The sequence below is a fragment of the Streptomyces sp. NPDC048337 genome (assembly GCF_043201175.1).
Taxonomy (GTDB): Bacteria; Actinomycetota; Actinomycetes; order Streptomycetales; family Streptomycetaceae; genus Streptomyces.
In genome coordinates, this window is record NZ_JBICYR010000007.1 from 265,342 (window position 1) to 284,147 (window position 18,806).

Genomic DNA, 18,806 nt, shown 5'->3' on the forward strand with positions numbered 1-18,806 from the left:
CGGCCTTATGGGTCCATCGATCCGCGGGTCCTACCGGTGGCCGGCGCCCGGGCGGAGGCTGAGGACAAGAGCCTTTCGATGAAGCAAGGACACCATGTACACCCTTCTCTTCCTCCTGATCTCACTGTGCGTGTGGGCGGTGCTGCGCGACTGGTCGCGCGGGGCGCGGCTGTCGGTCTGGGCGGGCACGCTGGCCGTCACCACGCTGGCGTTCCTCCCCCACCTCGACCGCGCCTTCGGCCTGAGCTTCTGAGGAGGAGCCGACCATGACCACCGCAACCGCCACCTCCGTCGCCCGGCCCGCCTCGGCGGCCCGGCTGTCGAACCGCCTCGGCCTCTGGTTCGCCCACGCCTACGTCCTGGGCATGTGCGCCACCATCGGCGGCGCCTACGTCTTCCAGTTCGGGATGTGGGAGTACCCCTGCCCCATGTGCCTGCTGCAGCGGATGTTCATGCTGCTCAGCGCCATCGGGCCCGCCATGATCATCGCCCGCTCCCGCAAGGGCCCCGTGAGCGCCGCCGAGTTCGCCTCGGGCTGGGGCGTCGCCATCGTCTCCGCCCTGATCGGCAGCACCGTCTCGGGCGCACAGGTGCTGATGCACATCGTGCCCCCCGACCCCGGCTACGCCGGCGCCCTCTTCGGCCTGCACCTCTACACCTGGGCCGCGGTCACCTTCCTGACCGCCGTCCTCGCCGCCGGGGTGAACCTGGTCCTGGCCCGCGACGCCCAGCCCCTCGACGCCGCGCAGACCTCCCCCGCCCTGCGCCGCGCGGCCACCGTCACCCTGGCCGTGCTGGCCTTCTTCGCGGTGAGCAACCTGGTGGCCTGCTTCCTCCTGCAGGGCTTCCACTGGCAGATGCCCGGAGACCCCACCGGCTACCGATTCTTCACCGACCTGTTCTGAGCCGGAGCTCGCCGGAACGCGGAAGGCCCCGGCCGGTTTCCCGGTCGGGGCCTTCACGTGCCCGGTGAGGCACTGGCGGAGGCGAATGCAACCAGAACCGCAATCGCTGCCCGACTACTGATTCACGTCGGCATGACGCCGTGGATCCGGGAGAGAGTGAAGACGCGTTCGTCTTCTCGCAGGTGGCACCAGGCTTCGAGGTAGGGCGGGGCGAGTTCGAGGCGGCTGAGGGTGCGTACGGTGCGGTTGCCGGAGGTGGCGACGTATTCGACGGTGATCGGCGTTCCGGCGTCGATGGCATGGGCGAGCTGGCGGACATCGGTGTAGGGCAGCCGCTTCGCGTACCCGGCGACGATCTCCTCGGTGTCCGTTCCGAAAGGGACTCCGCTGCCGAACGGGTCGGGGTCAGGAACCGTTGGCGGGGCGGTGAGCAGGCGGGCGGCCAGGGCGCCTGGATCGGCGGCTGCCGGCGTTCCTGCGGCGGAGCGGACCGTGTTGCGGCGAGCTGAGCCTGTGGCGGCCTTTCGCGGGGTCGGTACGGTGGCGGCCCTCTGCGGTCGGGTCTTCTCGATGCGTACCGTTCCGTCGGCGGCCTCGGCGATGGGGGCGTAGCCCTCGGCGCGGAGCGCGGCCAGGACCGTGTCGAGCGGGCTGCGGCTGACCAGCACCGTGGGCGCGAGCTGTCGTAGGCCGAGTTTGGCGAGTTTGCGGTGCGCGGCGAGCTCGGTGAGCAGCGCCGGCTCCTCGCCGTGGATGACGCAGGCGGCGGGGGCGATGCGCACTCGGCCGTGGCTGCGGGCGGTGTCGGCGATGAGATAGGACAGCGGCTGGGGCAGGGGTCCGGCGGTGACGGCGGCCAGGCCGGCTGTGAGCTCGTCCGGCGTGTGCCCGGCGTCCAAGGCACGGCGGACGCTGCCGGTGCTGAACCGCCATACCGAGGCGGTGCCGCTGGTCTCGCGGTCGGCGACGGAATCCAGCAGCGCGGCGAGCGCCGCCGATGGCGTGCCGGTGACGACAGCGGTGAGGTCGGCACCGATCCGGGCCGTTCGGGTAGCCGGGGGCAGGAGCCGTCGGCAGGTGGTGGCCAGTCCTGCCGGGTCGTCGTCCATCAGGGCCGTACCGAGGGGAGACAGCGCGCCGCGACCGAGCACGCCGAGCAGCTCGGCTTCGCGGATGAGAGCGGCGAACGGCGTCCCGTCCTGGGGTGACGAGTCGGCGAAGGGGCGATACCAGGCCACCAGCGGCCCCAGATCCGAGCCGGTGGTCGCGCCGTGGCAGGCCGGGAGCCGTGCCGCCGCGTGAAGCAGCCCGTGCCGGGCCTGCAGGCAGCCGCCGCAGGGAGGTGCTCCCGCGAGAGCGGGGAGCGCCTTGTTGTCGTCGTCCCGCGCCTGGGTCGGCGTGAGCGCCAGGTCATGCCATGACTGGAGCAGCGCAGCGAGCCGTTCGGCGGGCTCCTGCTCCGCCCAGGCGTCGTATGCCGAAGTGGGTGCCACGCGGTCGTGGTCCCGGCCGAGCAGTCCAGCCGCGTACGCGGTTTCCAGGGTGAGACGCACGACGGCGTCGTCGGCCTGAGCGGCCCTGCAGATCCTGGCCAGTTCGCGGGCGCCGATCCCGCCGGATTTCAGTCTGGCCGGCGGCGACGCGGAACAGGCGGAGAGGACCGACGCGGCCTTGGCGGCGAACACCGTGGCCGCGGCTGCCGCCTCCCCCTCCACCTCGGCAGAGCCGATGGACACCAACTGCGCGGAAGGCGGATGGGGATCGAACGGGGCGTGCCAGCCCGGCCCGCGCAGTGCCAGCGCGACTTCGCCGGGCATGCGTGCGGGGCCGTACCGGTGGCGGTCCACGAGCAGGAGTCCCCGGTCGAGTGCCCATCGCGCGCCCGGTTCGAGGTCGGGGCCGGGTGACCCGAACATGATGAACTGTCGCTGCCCCCCAGTGGGGTTCGCGCGGCGGGCGAGCAGCTCCTTGGTGATCGCGGGTGCCCGTGCCACGACTTCGGCGACGGCCACCGGGTCGCCGTGGTGTTCCATCAGGGCCACCATGCGCTGCTGCCTGGTGCCGGGGGGCTTGACCCCGAGGGCCACCAGCATGGCGCGCAGCTCGTCCGACGTGGCGCCTGCCAGCAGCGTCTCCAGAGGGGCGTCCAGCCCCAGAGGTGCCTCCCACGCCTGCCGCAGGGGAGAGGCCATGCGGAGTGCTCCGGCGGCGTCCGGCCACACCAGTGCGTGATCGGCCAGCGTCTCCAGCGCGGCGTCCAGCCCGCGGGAGGCTTCGCCGTCGGCCGCTCCCAGCAGCTCCGTCAGGTCGTCGCGCGACGCCGGTCCGCCGAGGGCCGCGAGCGCCTCGGCCACCTGCAGGTGCGGCAGCGCGAGCCGTGGCAGGGCCAGGGCCACCGACCCGGGGCGCTGGAGGCGGTCTGCCAGCTCCCCCATGGTGCGCGGCTCGGGAGACGCCGTCGCGTCCTCGCGCGTGGCAAGTACGCGTGCCAGGTGTGGAGCGTCGAGGCTGCCCAGCCAGGCTGTCAGCGTTGATCGGGACTTCATCGGACACCTCGTCGGACCGGGCCGCAGCAGCGCCCGAGGGTCGCAGGCGCAGGGCTCAAGCATGGTGCATTCGCCGACAGCGAGTGCGCCGAACGAGAGCGGGTCCCTCCTTGGGGCGGCATCTCGCGGGCGGTGTCGCACAGGGATGCGCCGAAATGTGCTGCTCATGGCGATGTAAACGCAACCCGAAATGCAACCCCGACATGCCGAAGAGCCGGACCGCAATCAGCGGTCCGGCTCTTCGTTTCGCCTGTTCAGGCGGCTGCGGAGGATACGAGATTCGAACTCGTGAGGGGTTGCCCCCAACACGCTTTCCAACTGTCCGCATGGCCGTACGGGGCGGTTCATTGGCGTCCACACGTCAGGTGAAGGAAGGGAGTGGACGACTGCGAACCCCAGCGTCTGGCAGCGAACTGGACAAAGACCAGGACAACGGATCGCGGCGACGCCCGTGGCACTCTTGGCAGAGAGCCACGGAGAGACGAGGAGCCGACGTGCCGGAGGCCAGTCCGCGAGGAACGTACTTGCTCATCTCGGAGTCGCTGCGAGCGAGGATCGCAGAGGGCCGCTACGCGGACGGTCTGCCGTCCGAGGCCGAGATCGGGCGCGAGTTCGGGGTGGCTCGTACGACCGTACGGCGAGCCTTGCGCGCCTTGGAGGAGTCCGGGGTTGTCGCCACCGTCGCCGGGGTCGGCCGGCAGGTCCCTGGGGGTGCCCAGGCCGCACCATACGAGCGCATCATGGCGGACCTGCTGAAGCAGATCCGGGAAGGCGCCCTTCCCGCCGGCGCCCGTCTGCCCAGCGAGGCCGCAATGGCCGAGACCTACGGCGTCGCCCGCGGCACGGTACGCCGTGCCGTCCGGGAACTGGAGACGTCCGGGCACGTCCGGGCCCAGCACGGGGTAGGAAGATTCGTCAGCAGCGCCACCTGAATTCCAACGACCTCGGAGGCAAGTACATGCAGCTGGCCAAGTGGGCCCATGACCTTGCGGAGTCACTGCTCGCCGAGAGTCTGCCGAACCGGTGGGCCCACTCGCTGCACGTCTATTCGCAGGCCCTGACGCTGGCCCCGGCCCTTGGCCGCGACGCCGAGCTGTTGGCAGCGGCAGCCATCGCGCACGACGTCGGCTACGCCCGGGTCGCCGTCGATACCGGGCAGCACATGATTGACGGGGCCCGGTACCTGCGCGATGTGGTCGGAGCCGATCCACGGTTGTGCAGTCTCGTGGCCTTCCACACGTCGTCGCCGTGGGAGGCGTCCGAGCTGGGGCTGAACGATGCTCTCGCCGAGTTCGGTCCCGCAGAACCCGATCTCGTGGATGCCATCACTTTCTGCGACCTCACCAGCAGCCCCACCGGCGCCCTAGTCGACCCGGGCGAGCGGCTGACGGAAGTGCTTGACCGATACGGCGACGAGCACGTCGTGTATCGGGCCGTCTCCGCAGCCCGGCCCGAGCTCCTGGCCAGGGTGGCTCGGGTGAGGCAGCGTCGCGCCGAGGCGGACCGGCTGGCGATCAGCTGATTCGTGGAACCGGGGACTCCCGGAAGCCTTCTGCGAGGCGCCGGCGCGTGGTCGGCGACATGTCGAGCGAATCGACCTCGGATCGAGGGACCCATCGGACCTCAAGGGATTCTGAACTCACCTTGATCTCCCCACTCACCGGCCGGGCGCGGAAGCAGAGCGAGAACTCCTGGCGAACCTCGCCGTCCGCGAACGCGATGACGTGCCCGGGGTCGGTGAAAATGCCCACCAGGCCGACGACCTCAACGGTGATGCCGGTCTCTTCTCGGACCTCTCGGACCACCGTTCCGGCGATGTTCTCACCGATTTCCTGAACGCCTCCCGGCATTCCCCAGCGTCCGTTGTCCGACCTGCGTTCCATCAGGACAGCGCCCGCGTCATCGACGACAAAGGCCGTGACGGCGGGCACGATGCTGTTGGCCTTGGGGGCGGAAGGGTCGTTGAAGTAATCGGTGCGGCGGCTCATGGTCACCTTTCGAGGGGGACGGCTTCGGTCCAGACTTTCTCGAAGCTCTGCTGATATGTCGAGACCAGCTCGGCGCCAGCCACTCTGCGAAGGTGGAGGACTGGGGTCAGGGGCGCGCTTACCCCGTACACCTGCGTGTTCACCAGCCACTCGTCATCCGAGCGATACAACGAGTTGTGCAGGGTCGATCTGTGTTGGCGGAACTCGATGCCCGGTACCGAGTAGAGCGGGCGGTAGAGCTTCATGACCTCGCGGACCTTGTAGGCCACGCCTTCTCCGATCTCCTCTTCCATGCCGCGGCGCTGGATCTCCGGGCTTTCCGGGTCGCCGAGCAGGATGCGCGCCCGGACTCCCTGAGCGGCTTTCAGCTTGAGGAGCTGCGTCCATCGAGGGTTTTCGGCAAGGAAGACGCCCGCGTGTACCAGTACGCCGATTTCCCGCTCGGCTCTGCCGAACATCTGAAGCCACAGTTCGGCCGGCACGTAGGACCGGTGCGGGTACACCTTCAAGACCTCGGCGTCGGCAGCGTCCTGGCGCTGCCCGTCGGGCAAGCCGTCCGGCCACAGGTACGACTCATCCTCATGCAGCATCGCCGCGATCGTCAGGCGATGACGGCGGTATGGCGCTCGACCCTTGGTGATCCAGCGTTCCACGGTCTTGGGGTCCACCCCGACGTGCTCTGCCAGGGCTTCCACGGTGATGCCTTGCGTCAGCATCGCGGATCGCAAGCGCTCGTTAGCCATCCCACCCCCAGGGACGTCCAGGGACGTACTCGACCCCCGGAACGCTACCGAGGACGTCCCAAGTCGTCCAGGGACGCGGTGACTTCGTCCCGCCCCCTGGCGGCACTCTGAAGGCACATCGAGCGGAACCCCGTTGAGCGAAGAGCTTGACAAGCGCAATCAGGGCCGCCAATGTGAGATACACGTTCAAGCATGTATCGGATGCAGTTTTGAGGCGGTTCTCTGGCCGCTGACCTGCATCGATGCCTGTAGCGAGCGGTGCCCGGAGGGCCCTCGAAAGGGGTCTGAAGGAAGCACTCGATCCTTCAGAACTGAACAGCGTGCCAAGTGAGACGAGGCGGGGCGTGACCCCCGTCCCCATGGCGACGGGTTGTCGCCGGCGGCCACTTCCTCCGCGCGCTGGCTCTGGAGAACGTCCCCTCGGGGGCGCCACCCGGTACGCGCCGCCCTGCTGGCGTCAGAGCAGTGACGATGACGCACCCGATTCTCAGGCTCGGGACCGGAGCGCCGTGGCAACGGCGTGCCGGTGAAGCCTCGCCCCTCCGACCTGGAGGCTGCTGTGTTCCTTCGACATCTGTGGGCGCCCGCCGTACTGGACCGGTACGGCGGGCCGCGCCCCTTCCGCGTCATCGCATGACCGCCGCGCGAGGCGGCCCCGGACGTTCCGTCCGGCGCCGCTCGCCCGGCCTCTTCACCCTCCCGCAGCGCCTGCGCTGTGGCCGGTTGCCCGCCCCGCCCGTCATGCACGGGCGGGGTGGAGGGGAGCCGCGAAGTTCGGGCTTCACCTCCGGGGCGCTGCCTCTCACCACGGACCGAGGCGCCCCGGTTCCCTTCGCTCATCAGGAGAGATCGACATGCGTTCGTACATCGGTAACCACCAGATCGTGAACCCGGCCGAGTTCGAGGAGCTGGCGCTCGGCTTCGATGAACTGCCCCTGGGGCTAGACCGCGACCTGTTCCGCGGTCCGCTCACCCCGGAGACCGCGCAGGAGCGTGCGGCCCGTGAGGCGGTGGCCCGCGAGGTCATCGCGGAGCTGGCCGCACTCGGCGAGGGCGGCGACGAGATCGCCGCATGGGACGCGCTCTACGCCGACGCGCTGACCCGAACGGTCCCGTTCCTGCGGGCCGCTGCCCGTGGCGCCGGCCGCTCCGCCCGGACGGGGGAAGCGGCATGAGCGCCCGAGCGATGCAGGACCTGCACCGGGTGCTGATCTGGCTCGGCTCGCTCGCCGTCGTGATCTGCACCGTGAGCGCCGTGGCGGTGCACGAGGGCTGGCTCCTTGGGGTCGCCGCGCTCGGCTTCGGCGTCCAGCACATCGGCTGGTCGCTCCACCGGCGCCGGATCGGCGGTGCGGCATGAGCCAGACACTGACGGCCCTGTCCGCCGCGCTGCCACTCGCGTCCGGCTGGTCGGTACACAGCCTGTGGATGCGGCGCCGGATCGAGACGGTCCGGCGGGACCCGCTGACCGGTCTGTGGACGCGGGACCCTTTCGAGGAGCGGGCCCGCAAGAGCCTGTCTGGGGGGTCCCAGCGCGCCGTTCTCGTCTTGGACCTCAACCGGTTCAAGGAGATCAACGACAGCCTCGGCCATGCGGCCGGAGATGCTGTCATCCGCACGACCGGCCAGCGACTGGGCCGGTGGGCCGAGGAGCACGCCGGTATCGCCGGACGGCTCGGCGGGGATGAGTTCGCCGCCGTCATCCCTGGCTACGGCATCGACAAGCTGCGCGTGGACCTGTTCATGCTGACCCGCCGACTCGACCAGCCCGTGCCGTTCGATGGCCGCCCGATCGAAGTTCACGCCTCCATCGGCGCCGCGTACTACCGCACCGGCACCGGCGAGCTGTCCACGCTGCTGCGGCGTGCGGATGAGCAGATGTACAAGGCCAAGCAGCTCGGGGGCGGCTGGCGCATCGCGCACCGGCTGACGGTCCCGGAGACGCGCACGGTCAACGGCCGCCGTGACGGCCGTCGGGGCACCAGTGGGGAGGCGGCGTGATGGCGAGCCGCAGGTCACTGACCACAGTGCAGAAGGTCGTTCTGACGGCCGCGTTCGTTCCCATGCTCGCCACCGGCGTCGCCGGTGGTGTGGGTACCTACAGCAACATCAGCCGTGCCTACGGCTCCGGCACGGCGCTGGGCGCGGTGGCGGCTGGTGAGGGTGCGACCGCGGTTCTGGCGCTGGTGCTGCTCGGGCTGACGATGCTGGGCCAGTCCTCCCCGAGGATCATCCGGGTGGGTCTGTGGGCCCTGCCCGCTGCCGCTTCGGTCATGGCGGCGATGGCCGCTGACGACCCGGGCCGGACTGTGATCTACGCCGTGACCCCGATGGGTATGTGCGTGGCGGCCGAGGGCATGGCGTTTCTGGCCCGGCGGATCGTCGTCCACCAGGACGGCCGCGACGCCGAGGCCGAGGCCGAGGCGGCAGCCGTCGTGCGGGCCTTGGCCTACCACCGGGCCCGTGCTGCGAACCACCCGTCGTCGTGGGTCCGCAAGTGGTCCGACCGGACGTCGTGGCGGCTGGCCCGGAAGGTCGGGCTGGGCGACGCGTCGTTGGGAGCCCAGCTCCTGGACGTTCAGCGCGACCGTCTGAGCAGCGGTGCGGATGCCGCGCTGGCCGCCATGTTCACCGCCCCAGCAAACCAACATGAATCGGCTGAGTCCATCGTAAATCGGTTGGGGTCTGACCTGCATGAGTCGGCCCCCGCGGCCCCGACCGTTACGGCCGAACTCCCTGCATCAGAGTCGGCCGACCCCATCCCGGTCATCGAGCCGGTTGCCCTGCCGGAGTCGGTTCCGGTAGTCGAGCCGGTCGAGTCTCGCCAGTTGGCTCCGGTGAAGACAGTTGCCGCTGTTGAGGCGGCTCCGCGTCGGGCGACTGGCCGGGTACCGAAGTCGGCTCGCACGCCGCGGCCGACGCGTGATTCGGATGAGCTGCTGGACGAAGCCCGGTCGGTCACGGCCAACTGGTCCGATGGCGAGCTGACAGCCGATGCCATCCGTAAGGCGGTCCGTACGTCATCCGCCAACGGCCGTCTGCTGCGCGACACGCTCAGGGCCGAGCGCACTGAGCACAGGGCTGCCTGATGGGGCCGTTGACGTACGGCAAGTGCTTCGACCCGGACGGCGCCCGCTTCGGGATACCGACCTACCCGTGGCGCCTGGCCCCCGAAGGCATGGCCACCCGCCGGCAGCTCCGCGCCGAAGGGCTGCGGCCCGGCGGCCAGCCGATCGCGGCGCAGCTCCTGCGGCCCCGGTTCCGGCGCGGACCGCTGGTGGCCTACCTCTACCGCATCGAGCTGGCCAAGCCCGTGCGGCCCATGACCTCGCGCAAGTGGGGCGCGCTCGCTCTGGCGATGCTCGCCCGCCGAACCTGCTCCCAGTGCCGTGCCGACGCCGGATACGTCATCCCGGCCTCGCTCGGCATGTGCGTGCCCTGCGCCTACCCCGAAGAACAGCGCGCCGCCTGAACCCCCGATCACCCCACTCGCTACGAGGGAGCAGACCCACCGTGTCTGATGTCCACGTCACTGAGCAGAGCGAGGACCTGGAACGCCCCGGCGCCGAGGTCTTCGACATCACCACCAAGCGCCCCGCCAACCCCGCCCCGGCTGCTCCGCAGGCTGACCCGGACGACGACGAATACGGCTCGCCCCGGCCGCGGCCGGTTGACTCCCCGGATCTGCCGTCCCCGGGGGTCACCACCTACAAGCGCCTGCCGATCATCCCGACGTGGCTGAAGTCGAAGCCGGGGTTCGTCTCCACCACCCAGCGCGCCGCGAGCAACGCGTTCTACGCCACGGCCTTCCACGGGATCCGCACGCCCTGGTACGCGCTGCAGCTCGGGCTGCACGCCCCGCGCGGCATGGCCCGGCTGGTCCGTGACACGAACCGGTGGGTGTGGGACGCCGAGGCGGCCCCGCTCCGGGCGTACGAGGTCTACAAGGAGAACACCGCCGAGTACCTGAAGCTCTCCCGCCAGCGTGACAGCCGGGTACGCCTGCGGACACTGGTCACCACCGTGGCGCTGATCTTCGGTACAGGCTTTGCACTGACCATGTACGTGATGGCCCCCGGCTGGCTCGCCGTGCTCGCCTCGGCGGCCGTCCTCACCGCCGGTTTTTGGGGGGCACCTCAGGATCAGCCGGTGATTGGGCCGGCCGTGCTGAAGACGGAGCTTCAGAAGCTGACCGGGACGCTCGTGCTTCGGGCGCTGGACAACATCGGCAATGCGAAGCTGTCGGCCGCCATCAAGAAGGGCGGCGACATGAACGGGCTGCGGTTCACCTCGGAGATCACCCGGGACGGGCCCGGCTACCGCGCCGACCTGGACCTTCCCTGGGGCGTCACCCCCGAGGACATCATGGAGGCCCGTAAGCCGCTCGCCTCTGGCCTCCGCCGTAAGGTCGGTTCCGTCTGGCCGTCCGCCGACCCGACAGAACACGAAGGGCGACTGATCTTGTGGGTGGGCGACAAGCCCATGAACGAGACGAAGAAGCCCGCGTGGCCGCTGCTGAAGTCGGGCAGCGTGGACCTGTTCAAGCCGGTCGTCTTCGGCAACGACCAGCGCATGGGCGACGTCGCCGTGACCCTGATGTTCGCGAGCGTGGTCGTCGGCTCCATCCCGCGCATGGGCAAGACGTTCCTGATGCGCCTCTTCCTGCTCATCGCTGCTCTGGACCCGCGCGCCCAGTTGTACGCGTTCGACTTCAAAGGCACCGGCGACTTTGGCGCGCTGGAACCGGTCTGCCACCGCTACCGGGCCGGGGACGAGGACGAGGACATCCTCTACGTCCTCGAATCGCTGCGGGAGCTGCGCCAGGAGCTGCGCCGCAGGGCCAAGGTCATCAAATCGCTGCCGCGCTCGCGGTGCCCGGAGTCGAAGGTGACCCCGGACCTGGCCAACGACAAGAGCCTGGGTCTGCACCCGATTGTCGCCGCGTTCGATGAGTGCCAGGTTCCCTTCGAGCACGACAAGTACGGCGCCGAGATCGAGGAGATCTGCACCGACCTCGGCAAGCGTGGCCCCGCCCTCGGCATGGTGACCCTGTTCGGCACCCAGCGCCCCGACGCGAAGTCGCTGCCCACCGGCATCAGCGCGAACGCGGTGCTGCGGTTCTGCCTGAAGGTCATGGGCCAGCCCGCCAACGACATGGTGCTGGGCACCTCGATGTACAAGGCGGGCTACCGGGCCACGATGTTCTCCCGCACCGACCGCGGCATCTGCTGGATGGCCGGTGAGGGCGACGACCCGCGCATCGTGGCCTCCGCGTTCGTGGACGCGCTCGGAGCCGAACAGGTCGTCGTGCGGGCCCGCAGGATGCGCGAGGAGTACGGCAACGTCACCGGCCACGCCGTCGGCCAGGAACCCGAGAGTGGGGAAGCTTCCTTCGATCTGCTGGCCGACATCCTCAGGGTCGTGCCGGCCGATGAGGAGAAGGTCTGGAACGAGAAGGTCGCCGCCCGCCTCGCCTCGTTCCGCCCCGAGGTCTACAGCGGCTGGAAGGCCGAGACGGTCACGACGAACCTCAAGCCGCACGGCATCACCGCCCAGGACGTCTGGGGCTCCACCACCTCTGGCAAGGGCACCACGAGGCGCGGCATCGCCCGCGCCGACATCACCAAAGCCATCACCCTACGTGACGGAAATCGGTCCGGGGGCTGACTCGCACCGCTGCTAGACCTAGCGGCCCGCGCTGCTAGGTCTAGCACCCCCGCTAGCACCCCGAATCGGCTCCCATCAGCGATCTCGTACCTAGCAGCCGACCTGCGAAAACACCGGAAACCCCGCCCGGAAGGCACCCATGGCCCTCACTCTCCTTGCTAGCGCCTGCCTACTCGCCATCACTCTCGGTTATGTCGGCCTGTGCGCGTCCTCGCCGTTCGGCAACTGCCGCAAGTGCAAGGGCTTCGGCTACGCAATGAAGACCGACCGCAAGGGTCGCCTCAAGCGCGGCAAGCACTGCCGCCGCTGCGACGGCCACGGCAAGCGCATCCGCGTCGGCCGCCACCTCTACAACCTGTGGCTGCGCCTCTACCGCGACGCCAACCCCGCCCCCCGCAAGACGTTCACCCCGAAGGGATAACCCCATGGCCATCACCGTCTCTCTCGTCGCCCTGTTCGGGCTGGTCCTGTTCTTCCTCCTCCGCTCCAAGACCCTGGGCTACGGCTCGGCGTTCATCGCCATGATGTTCGGCTTCTTCCTCGCCTCCACCGGAGCGTCGGGCCCGATCAACGAACTCACCACGGCCGTCCTCAACGCCGTCTCCGACCTCGGGAGCCAGGGATGAACGAGCCCATCACCTACCGGCACTGGGCCCTCGACCTCGCCCCCAAAGCAGCCCCCGCCCTGGCCACGACCACGGTCCTGATCCTGGGCCGGATCTGGAACGCCAACGGCGCCGAACACAGCGTCGGCAACGCGGCCCTCATGGTCGTCCTCGCCACCGGAGCCGCGACGGCCGGCGCGTTCTCCTCCGGCAACCACTCCGGCGGCAGCGTCATCGCCGGAACCGCGTTCGCCGCATCCGGCGGGCTGGCCCTGGCCGGGGTCGCCGGATACGCCGATGGCCTCTCGCTCCCCGTGCTGCTGTGGGCGCTGGCCACGGCGGTCGCCTACGGCCTGGCCGCCCGCTACTGGCGCACCGACCGCCGCGAAGCCGTCACCCACGAGCGGCAGACCCTCAGCCGCCGCGAAGACCACGCCCACGTCGAACGCGTCGAAGCGCTGCGCGCCGGATCACAGATCGAAGTCGCCCGCTCCGGCGCGGCCTACGCCGAACAGCTCGCCAGCGCCCTCATCACCCGCGCCGGCCTCCCCGGCTTCAACCCGCAGGCCATCACCAACGCGGGCCTGCCCGAACTGCCCTCCGCCGAAGGGAAGGACTGGTGACCGGCCCCGAAGCGGCCTACGTCACCGCGCCGAGCGTCATCAGCGAGATCGGATGGACCGTGCGCGGATCCCGCGACTGCCTGAACGGCATCCGCGTCCGTGAGTACTGGCTCCGCAAGGCCGCACTCCTGGACCGCATCGCCCTCACCGACGACGACCCCGAGGGCGGCGACGCCGCGACCTGCGCCACCGAAGCAGCCCGGCGGCTGATGGAGATCGACCACGCGGACGGCCCCCACACGGCCGACCCCCGCGCCTACGTCCGCCAGGAATACGCCCTCTGGCTCCACCACCACTGAGGACCGCCATGACCGAAGCCCGAGAGCCCGTACAGCTCGCCGCAGAAGTGATCCGCGAGGCCATCACCTGCGACCGGCCGCAGTGCACGCCCGACGACCACCACCGGTTCGTCATCGAGAACATGCAGATCGCCCACCGGCTGATCACCAAACAGCAGTAGGAGAGATTCGCCATGAGTTCCAGCCCTGCTTTGAGTACGACGCAGCACCCCACGATGCACACGCTGGTTGACGGTCGCGGCTACCGGCCCGAGCCCATCAGCGTGATCGCGGCCCTGTCGCACATCCGCAGCGCCCGCAAGAGCCCCAAGAACGTGGACACAGTCAACGTCTACGCCTTCACCGGCCGCGACGGCATCCCGCTGCACGTGGTCTACATCCACCACACCCCGGGCCGCTGGCACGGCGTCCGTGACGTCATCGACGTCTACGAGATCCCCACCGCCGCGCTCACCGACCTGTAGCTGTGCCCGGGGCGGTCGCCTCTCACCACAAGACCGCGACCGCCCCGGCTTCTCCGTCCCTTCGCAGAAACAGGAGACCCCCAGCATGACCCAACCCATCGACATTCCGCGAGAGGCCACCGTCCGGCCCCCTCGCCTCCTGGCGTTGGACGCCGGGTACGGCGGCGTCAGGGGCACGGTATGAACGTGCCGACGAACACACGAGGACCACTCCGTACGGCGCTCTGGCTCGCGGGGATCGGCCTGCCCGTGCTGCCGTTGCGGGAGGGCAAGGAGCCGTTCGGGAACTGTCCGGCCTGCACCCGCTCGGCGTGTGGGGACCGGCCCCACATGAAGGCCGCTGGCCCCTGCCAGTGCCCGGCTCCCTGCCACGCCTGGGGCGCCGCCACCACCGACCCCGACGTCATCACCGGCCCGGCATGGGCCCGCGCCTGGCGTCAGGCCGGGGCCGTCGCCTACCACCCGGGCGGTGCCGGTCTGACCGTCGTGGACCTGGACGACGCCGAAGCCGTCGCCTGGGCCCACCAGACCCTCCCCGCCACCACGGTCGTGCCGACGACGCGGGGCGAGCACTGGATCTACCGGGGCGCCATGCAGTCGAAGAACGGGGTCCGCCCCGGGATCGACGTGAAGTCCACGATGTCCTACGTCCGCTGGCGCGGCCCCGGCGGCGGAACGATGGCCGCGCTGCCGGACGACGTGCGCGCGCTCGTGGTGAAGTACCCCACCGTCCGGCAGACCCGCCCTGTCATCGTGGCGGTGCCGGCCAGAGGTGGGCAGTGCCCGCACCGCTCGCCCGCCTACCTGGAACGGGGCATCGCCATGGCCGAGCAGCGCATCACCGCGGCGACCGAAGCCATCCACAAGACCGTGTACCGGACCTTCCTCGCCGTGCTGTCCGCCCATGGCCGATGCGGCTGCCTCACCGAAGCCCACACCGGACGCCTGTTCACCGCCGCTCAGGGCAAGGGCGAATCCGTCCGGCACTGCGAGGACGCCTGGACCAACGCCCGCACCGCATTGGGGATGTGAGCCGTGTCCGAGGACGAGAAGAACCCGGCACGCCAGATCATCACCGACTACGCACAGGACCACTTCCGGTACTTCCGCACCACCGAAGGCACCGTGTACGCGCAGAAGACCGGCCACCCCGTCGCCCGCCCCATCCGCTCCCAGGGCACAACCGGCAGCCACCGGCAGGAACTCATGGTCGGCCTCTACAACGACGGGATCGGCTCCTTCAACGGCACCGCCCTCAAGGAGGCGCTGGACTTGATCGAAGCACTCGCCCTCAGCCAGGACGTCCAGGCCACCCACATCCGCGTCGCCCCGGGATTCGACGGAGCGACCTGGCTCGACCTTGGCCGCGACGACGGCAAGTCCGTCCGCATCCACCCCACCGGCTGGGACATCCGTATCCCCGACCCGCGCGAGGTGTGCTGGCGCCGCACCCAACTCACCGGCGAACTGCCGCTTCCCGAGCGGGACACAGACGGGAAGGGGATCGATGCTCTGCTGCGTCTGTGCAACTTCGCCGGAGCCGAGAGCGAGTGCCTGGCCGTCGCCTGGGTGATCGGCTGCCTAGAGCCGTCCGTCCCCGTCCCCGCCCCGTTCCTCACCGGCCCCCAGGGCGCGGGGAAGTCCACCGCGGCTCGCATGCTGATGCGGATCGTGGAGGGCATGACCGGCGACCTGCGCCGGGCCCCGAAGGACGAGGAGAACCTGATCACGGCCGTCGCCGCCGGATGGATCACCGCCCTGGACAACCTCTCCCACCTGCCCCCGGACCTGTCCGACCTGATGTGCTGCATCGTGACCGGCGCCGAGAGCATCAAGCGGGCGCTGTTCAGCGACGGGGACGTCTACCGATCCCGCTACCGCCGCCCCCTGCTGCTGACCGGCATCGACGTAGGCGTCATCCGCCCCGACCTCGCCGAACGCCTCTTGCCCCTGCGCCTGGTGCGACCCCGGGTCCGGCGGACCGAGGCGGAGCTGTGGGCGGAGTACGCGCAGGTGCTGCCTGTCATCCTCGGCTCCATCCTGGACCTCACCGTCAAGGTCCGGGCCGCCGACGCCGACATCCCCACCGACCTGCGCATGGCCGATTTCGCCCACCTGTGCGCGCAGCTCGACGCCGCGAGCGGCTTCGGGACCTTGAACGCCTACCGGTCGGGCCTGGACGAACTCAACGACGACGTGATCGAGGGCGACCTCATGGCACAGACCGTCCTCAAGCACGCTGCCAGTACCGATCCGGGCGAGGAAGTCCGGATGACCTCGGCGGAGTGGCTGCACGCCATCACCCAGCTCTACGCGGGCGAGGACTTCCGGCCCCTGCCCAAGGGCTGGCCCACCACCGGCAAGGTCTTCTCCGACCGACTCAAGCGCCTCCAGCCGACCCTCGCCGCCCGCGGCGTCCTCGTCGACTGGGGCCGCACCAAAGCCGCACGCTACATCGCGATGACCCGACCGGCCTCCGGGCCTCCGGGCCACCAGCAGGAGGCGTTCTGACCCGCGCCCCAGGGGCCGCACCCGTACAAGCAAGAGGAGCACGCCCTGCCTCGCCGGGGGGGGGGGTGCTCCTTTTGCCTGTCCGGCGGCTTGCCGCCGCCGCAAAAGTCGTGCCGCGCAGCGGCCCCTTCTTCGTCTTGAGCAGGGGCGCACCACAACAGAAACCACCCCGCTCTTTTCCTAAGAGAAGAGATGCTGCGTCACCCGCGTCACCACCAGCCCCGAAACGGCCTGTGACCTGCGAATACACGGGTGACGCAGACGGCCCACGGCTGCGTCATCCCGCGTCACCTGCGTCACCACCTTCGATCCCCGAAGACTCCGGGTGACACAGCCGATGACACACAGCCCCCCACTGCGTCACCCAAAAACCGCAGGTCAGAGCAGTAAATGACGCAGATGACGCGATGACGCAGAAATCCCGGCCTCGGACACCACGACACGACCCCCGCCAAGGAGCGTGCTCATGCACGACGTTCATGTCGCCGCGACCCACTCCGCAGATCCAACGCTCGTTCTACTAACCGTCGAAGAGGCAGCCCGCCGACTCTCCATCGGCCGGACCACGTGCTTCCACCTCATCGCCTCCGGACAACTGGAGTCCGTGCCCATCGGCCGACTTCGCCGAGTGCCGGCGGAAGCCGTGACCGACTTCCTCGCACGACTCCGCACCACCCAGCGCACGGCTTGATGAACGCCAGGACGGTGGGCTGCCCCCGCGGGGGCAGCCCACCGTCCTGACCTACCTGAGACAGGAGTCTGCCTGTGGCAGAGAGAAGCAGGAAGGGCACGCGCCGCGCCAACGGCGAAACCGCGATCTACTTCGGAAAGGACGGCCGCTGGCACGCCAGAGTGCCGATGGGCTACCGGGACAACGGCGAGCCGTACCGGAGGCACATCACCCGGACTACTGAAGATCTCCTCATGGTGGAGGTGAAGCGGCTGGAGAAGCAGCGCGACCAAGGGACTGCCCAGCAGCCCGGGAAGCTGTGGACGGTCGAGAAGTGGCTGTGGCACTGGGTCGAGAACATCGCCAAGGAAGTCGTCAGCGAGAACACCTACGACGGCTACGAGGTGGCCGTTCGCGTGCACCTCGTGCCCGGCATCGGCAAGCACCGGATCGACCGTTTGGAGCCGGAACACCTGGAGAGCCTCTACCGCCGGATGAAGGCGAAGGGCAGCAAGCCCGCCACGGCTCACCAGGCCCACCGGACCGCCCGCACCGCCTTGGGTGAGGCGGTACGGCGCGGCCACGCGGCAAAGAATGCCGCCGCGCTGGCGAAGCCGCCGAGGGTGGAGGAGGCCGAAGACGAGATCGAGCCCTATTCGGTCGAGGAGATCCAAAGCCTGCTGATCGAGGTGAACAAGCGCCGCAACAGCGCGCGCTGGATGCTCGCCCTCGCCCTCGGCCTGCGGCAGGGGGAGACGCTGGGGCTTCGGTGGGCCGATGTGGACCTGGAAAACGAGTACCTGAAGCTGCGCCGGAACCGGCTGCGGCCGAAGTACGCGCACGGGTGCAAGGAGGCTGAGCCGTGCGGCCGGAAGGCGGGGTACTGCCCTCTGCGCAGCCAGGTGCGGCGGGAGACGAAGAACACCAAGTCGCGCGCGGGGCGGCGTGCGGTGCCCTTGCCGAGCCCTCTGGTCCGGATGCTCCGGGCGCACAAGGAGGTGCAGGCCCGTGAGCGGAAGGCGGCCGGCGACCTGTGGACTGAGTCCGAGTACGTATTCACCAAGCCGCTCGGCGGCCCGCTCAGCCCGAACACGGACTACCACGACTGGAAGAAGCTCATCGGGGACGCAGGGGTGAGGGACGCGCGCCTGCACGACGCACGGCACACCGCCGCGACCGTGCTCATGCTGCTGGGGGTCCCGGACCGCGTGATCGACCAGATCATGGGCTGGGAGCCGGGAACGTCCGCCCGAATGCGTGCGCGGTACCTGCACGTGCCCGACGCCATGCTGAAGGACGTGGCCCAGAAGATCGCGGAAGCCATCTGGGGTCCCTCGGAGAAGGGGTCCGTGGACAAAGACCAGGACAACGTGACCTGAGGGACGACGAAGGGCCCCACCGCGAACGGTGGGGCCCTTCGACATATTGCCCGGTGAGAGCAATGGCGGAGGATACGAGATTCGAACTCGTGAGGGGTTGCCCCCAACACGCTTTCCAAGCGTGCGCCCTAGGCCACTAGGCGAATCCTCCGCCGCAAACAATACAAGACGTTGAGGGGTGCTCGCGAACGTGATCGTCTGCGGGGGGTCCTGGTCGGGGGTCCGGTGGGAGCGGGCTCGATTCCGGGGGTGGGGATCCGCTAGGGTGGGGGCCAGCCCCTCACGTGGCGCTATCTCACCCAACTCCCCCAGGGCCGGAAGGCAGCAAGGGTAAGTGGGCTCTGGCGGGTGCGTGGGGGGCCCTTTGCGTTCCCGGGGGCCCTGAGTGGCGTCGGCGGGCCGCTGT

At 69.7% G+C, this 18,806-nt stretch carries 23 protein-coding genes, 1 tRNA gene and 1 other RNA gene; 21 read left to right on the forward strand and 4 right to left on the reverse strand.

What is annotated here, in order from left to right:
- The first annotated feature begins 94 nt into the window (after nt 1-94).
- Complete coding sequence (locus tag ACGFYU_RS14965; protein WP_393827696.1) at nt 95-253, forward strand: hypothetical protein; 159 nt, start codon at nt 95-97, stop codon at nt 251-253.
- 13 nt (nt 254-266) lie between these two features.
- On the forward strand, nt 267-905 hold the full coding sequence (locus tag ACGFYU_RS14970; RefSeq protein ID WP_393827697.1) for a disulfide bond formation protein B: 639 nt from the start codon (nt 267-269) through the stop codon (nt 903-905).
- Between the two features lie 122 nt (nt 906-1,027).
- On the opposite strand, the gene ACGFYU_RS14975 is transcribed toward ACGFYU_RS14970, so the two are convergent.
- Entirely contained in the window at nt 1,028-3,451 is a 2,424-nt protein-coding gene (locus ACGFYU_RS14975) for a helicase C-terminal domain-containing protein (RefSeq protein WP_393827698.1), read from the reverse strand.
- Between the two features lie 524 nt (nt 3,452-3,975).
- Here ACGFYU_RS14975 and ACGFYU_RS14980 point away from each other — a divergent pair.
- Together ACGFYU_RS14980 and ACGFYU_RS14985 are read left to right on the forward strand one after the other, a co-directional pair.
- Nucleotides 3,976-4,383, forward strand: a complete 408-nt coding sequence (locus ACGFYU_RS14980; protein ID WP_393827699.1) for a GntR family transcriptional regulator — start codon at nt 3,976-3,978, stop codon at nt 4,381-4,383.
- 26 nt (nt 4,384-4,409) lie between these two features.
- The gene (locus ACGFYU_RS14985; protein WP_393827700.1) at nt 4,410-4,973 is read left to right on the forward strand and encodes an HD domain-containing protein; all 564 of its coding nucleotides are present in this window, start codon (nt 4,410-4,412) and stop codon (nt 4,971-4,973) included.
- On the opposite strand, the gene ACGFYU_RS14990 is transcribed toward ACGFYU_RS14985, so the two are convergent.
- Together ACGFYU_RS14990 and ACGFYU_RS14995 are read right to left on the reverse strand one after the other, a co-directional pair.
- On the reverse strand, nt 4,966-5,439 hold the full coding sequence (locus ACGFYU_RS14990) for an NUDIX domain-containing protein (RefSeq protein ID WP_393827701.1): 474 nt from the start codon (nt 5,437-5,439) through the stop codon (nt 4,966-4,968). The two genes, ACGFYU_RS14985 and ACGFYU_RS14990, sit on opposite strands and share 8 nt — an antisense overlap.
- A 2-nt stretch (nt 5,440-5,441) precedes the next feature.
- Nucleotides 5,442-6,182, reverse strand: a complete 741-nt coding sequence (locus tag ACGFYU_RS14995; protein ID WP_393827702.1) for a helix-turn-helix domain-containing protein — start codon at nt 6,180-6,182, stop codon at nt 5,442-5,444.
- An 854-nt stretch (nt 6,183-7,036) separates the two neighbouring features.
- On the opposite strand from ACGFYU_RS14995, the gene ACGFYU_RS15000 reads away from it, so the two are divergent.
- The 16 genes from ACGFYU_RS15000 to ACGFYU_RS15075 all read left to right on the forward strand — a co-directional run bounded on the left by ACGFYU_RS15000 (nt 7,037) and on the right by ACGFYU_RS15075 (nt 18,400).
- Nucleotides 7,037-7,357 carry a hypothetical protein gene (locus ACGFYU_RS15000; protein WP_393827703.1) on the forward strand — a complete coding sequence of 107 codons (321 nt, stop codon included), beginning with the start codon at nt 7,037-7,039 and terminating at the stop codon, nt 7,355-7,357.
- Nucleotides 7,354-7,542, forward strand: coding sequence for a hypothetical protein (locus ACGFYU_RS15005; protein WP_393827704.1), 189 nt, complete (start codon nt 7,354-7,356; stop codon nt 7,540-7,542). The genes ACGFYU_RS15000 and ACGFYU_RS15005 overlap by 4 nt, the downstream gene beginning before the upstream one ends.
- On the forward strand, nt 7,539-8,183 hold the full coding sequence (locus tag ACGFYU_RS15010) for a GGDEF domain-containing protein (protein WP_393827705.1): 645 nt from the start codon (nt 7,539-7,541) through the stop codon (nt 8,181-8,183). The genes ACGFYU_RS15005 and ACGFYU_RS15010 overlap by 4 nt, the downstream gene beginning before the upstream one ends.
- Entirely contained in the window at nt 8,183-9,271 is a 1,089-nt protein-coding gene (locus ACGFYU_RS15015; RefSeq protein WP_393827706.1) for a conjugal transfer protein, read from the forward strand. The genes ACGFYU_RS15010 and ACGFYU_RS15015 overlap by 1 nt, the downstream gene beginning before the upstream one ends.
- The gene (locus tag ACGFYU_RS15020; protein WP_393827707.1) at nt 9,271-9,654 is read left to right on the forward strand and encodes an RRQRL motif-containing zinc-binding protein; all 384 of its coding nucleotides are present in this window, start codon (nt 9,271-9,273) and stop codon (nt 9,652-9,654) included. Before ACGFYU_RS15015 ends, ACGFYU_RS15020 begins: the two co-directional genes overlap by 1 nt.
- Before the next feature lie 41 nt (nt 9,655-9,695).
- Nucleotides 9,696-11,849, forward strand: coding sequence for a cell division protein FtsK (locus tag ACGFYU_RS15025; protein ID WP_393827708.1), 2,154 nt, complete (start codon nt 9,696-9,698; stop codon nt 11,847-11,849).
- A gap of 139 nt (nt 11,850-11,988) precedes the next feature.
- Nucleotides 11,989-12,270: a hypothetical protein gene (locus tag ACGFYU_RS15030; protein WP_393827709.1), complete on the forward strand. Its 282-nt coding sequence runs from the start codon at nt 11,989-11,991 to the stop codon at nt 12,268-12,270.
- A gap of 4 nt (nt 12,271-12,274) precedes the next feature.
- Nucleotides 12,275-12,475: a hypothetical protein gene (locus tag ACGFYU_RS15035; RefSeq protein WP_364854103.1), complete on the forward strand. Its 201-nt coding sequence runs from the start codon at nt 12,275-12,277 to the stop codon at nt 12,473-12,475.
- Nucleotides 12,472-13,077: a hypothetical protein gene (locus ACGFYU_RS15040; RefSeq protein ID WP_393827710.1), complete on the forward strand. Its 606-nt coding sequence runs from the start codon at nt 12,472-12,474 to the stop codon at nt 13,075-13,077. Before ACGFYU_RS15035 ends, ACGFYU_RS15040 begins: the two co-directional genes overlap by 4 nt.
- Entirely contained in the window at nt 13,074-13,376 is a 303-nt protein-coding gene (locus ACGFYU_RS15045; protein WP_393827711.1) for a hypothetical protein, read from the forward strand. Before ACGFYU_RS15040 ends, ACGFYU_RS15045 begins: the two co-directional genes overlap by 4 nt.
- An 8-nt stretch (nt 13,377-13,384) precedes the next feature.
- Nucleotides 13,385-13,537, forward strand: coding sequence for a hypothetical protein (locus tag ACGFYU_RS15050; protein ID WP_393827712.1), 153 nt, complete (start codon nt 13,385-13,387; stop codon nt 13,535-13,537).
- A 12-nt stretch (nt 13,538-13,549) separates the two neighbouring features.
- Nucleotides 13,550-13,840: a hypothetical protein gene (locus ACGFYU_RS15055; RefSeq protein WP_393827713.1), complete on the forward strand. Its 291-nt coding sequence runs from the start codon at nt 13,550-13,552 to the stop codon at nt 13,838-13,840.
- Between the two features lie 180 nt (nt 13,841-14,020).
- A complete protein-coding gene (locus ACGFYU_RS15060) occupies nt 14,021-14,872 on the forward strand; it encodes a bifunctional DNA primase/polymerase (RefSeq protein WP_393827714.1) in 852 nt (283 codons plus the stop codon).
- A 3-nt stretch (nt 14,873-14,875) separates the two neighbouring features.
- Complete coding sequence (locus ACGFYU_RS15065; RefSeq protein WP_393827715.1) at nt 14,876-16,351, forward strand: ATP-binding protein; 1,476 nt, start codon at nt 14,876-14,878, stop codon at nt 16,349-16,351.
- A gap of 466 nt (nt 16,352-16,817) precedes the next feature.
- Nucleotides 16,818-17,042, forward strand: a complete 225-nt coding sequence (locus ACGFYU_RS15070) for an excisionase family DNA-binding protein (protein ID WP_393827716.1) — start codon at nt 16,818-16,820, stop codon at nt 17,040-17,042.
- Between the two features lie 74 nt (nt 17,043-17,116).
- Entirely contained in the window at nt 17,117-18,400 is a 1,284-nt protein-coding gene (locus ACGFYU_RS15075; protein ID WP_393827717.1) for a tyrosine-type recombinase/integrase, read from the forward strand.
- A 63-nt stretch (nt 18,401-18,463) separates the two neighbouring features.
- Here the strand turns inward: ACGFYU_RS15075 and ACGFYU_RS15080 are convergent.
- Nucleotides 18,464-18,551: transfer RNA gene (locus tag ACGFYU_RS15080), tRNA-Ser, on the reverse strand.
- Nucleotides 18,552-18,672: 121 nt separating this feature from the next.
- Here ACGFYU_RS15080 and ffs point away from each other — a divergent pair.
- Nucleotides 18,673-18,767, forward strand: an RNA gene (ffs, locus tag ACGFYU_RS15085) — signal recognition particle sRNA small type.
- Nucleotides 18,768-18,806 lie beyond the last annotated feature (39 nt).

What these genes read in the sequence shown, in the direction of transcription:
- ACGFYU_RS14965 (WP_393827696.1), top strand. Translation starts at nt 95, where the DNA reads ATGTACACCCTTCTCTTCCTCCTGATCTCACTGTGCGTGTGGGCGGTG.
- ACGFYU_RS14970 (WP_393827697.1), top strand. Translation starts at nt 267, where the DNA reads ATGACCACCGCAACCGCCACCTCCGTCGCCCGGCCCGCCTCGGCGGCC.
- ACGFYU_RS14975 (WP_393827698.1), bottom strand. Translation starts at nt 3,451, where the DNA reads ATGAAGTCCCGATCAACGCTGACAGCCTGGCTGGGCAGCCTCGACGCT.
- ACGFYU_RS14985 (WP_393827700.1), top strand. Translation starts at nt 4,410, where the DNA reads ATGCAGCTGGCCAAGTGGGCCCATGACCTTGCGGAGTCACTGCTCGCC.
- ACGFYU_RS14990 (WP_393827701.1), bottom strand. Translation starts at nt 5,439, where the DNA reads ATGAGCCGCCGCACCGATTACTTCAACGACCCTTCCGCCCCCAAGGCC.
- ACGFYU_RS14995 (WP_393827702.1), bottom strand. Translation starts at nt 6,182, where the DNA reads ATGGCTAACGAGCGCTTGCGATCCGCGATGCTGACGCAAGGCATCACC.
- ACGFYU_RS15000 (WP_393827703.1), top strand. Translation starts at nt 7,037, where the DNA reads ATGCGTTCGTACATCGGTAACCACCAGATCGTGAACCCGGCCGAGTTC.
- ACGFYU_RS15005 (WP_393827704.1), top strand. Translation starts at nt 7,354, where the DNA reads ATGAGCGCCCGAGCGATGCAGGACCTGCACCGGGTGCTGATCTGGCTC.
- ACGFYU_RS15010 (WP_393827705.1), top strand. Translation starts at nt 7,539, where the DNA reads ATGAGCCAGACACTGACGGCCCTGTCCGCCGCGCTGCCACTCGCGTCC.
- ACGFYU_RS15015 (WP_393827706.1), top strand. Translation starts at nt 8,183, where the DNA reads ATGGCGAGCCGCAGGTCACTGACCACAGTGCAGAAGGTCGTTCTGACG.
- ACGFYU_RS15020 (WP_393827707.1), top strand. Translation starts at nt 9,271, where the DNA reads ATGGGGCCGTTGACGTACGGCAAGTGCTTCGACCCGGACGGCGCCCGC.
- ACGFYU_RS15030 (WP_393827709.1), top strand. Translation starts at nt 11,989, where the DNA reads ATGGCCCTCACTCTCCTTGCTAGCGCCTGCCTACTCGCCATCACTCTC.
- ACGFYU_RS15035 (WP_364854103.1), top strand. Translation starts at nt 12,275, where the DNA reads ATGGCCATCACCGTCTCTCTCGTCGCCCTGTTCGGGCTGGTCCTGTTC.
- ACGFYU_RS15040 (WP_393827710.1), top strand. Translation starts at nt 12,472, where the DNA reads ATGAACGAGCCCATCACCTACCGGCACTGGGCCCTCGACCTCGCCCCC.
- ACGFYU_RS15050 (WP_393827712.1), top strand. Translation starts at nt 13,385, where the DNA reads ATGACCGAAGCCCGAGAGCCCGTACAGCTCGCCGCAGAAGTGATCCGC.
- ACGFYU_RS15055 (WP_393827713.1), top strand. Translation starts at nt 13,550, where the DNA reads ATGAGTTCCAGCCCTGCTTTGAGTACGACGCAGCACCCCACGATGCAC.
- ACGFYU_RS15060 (WP_393827714.1), top strand. Translation starts at nt 14,021, where the DNA reads ATGAACGTGCCGACGAACACACGAGGACCACTCCGTACGGCGCTCTGG.
- ACGFYU_RS15070 (WP_393827716.1), top strand. Translation starts at nt 16,818, where the DNA reads ATGCACGACGTTCATGTCGCCGCGACCCACTCCGCAGATCCAACGCTC.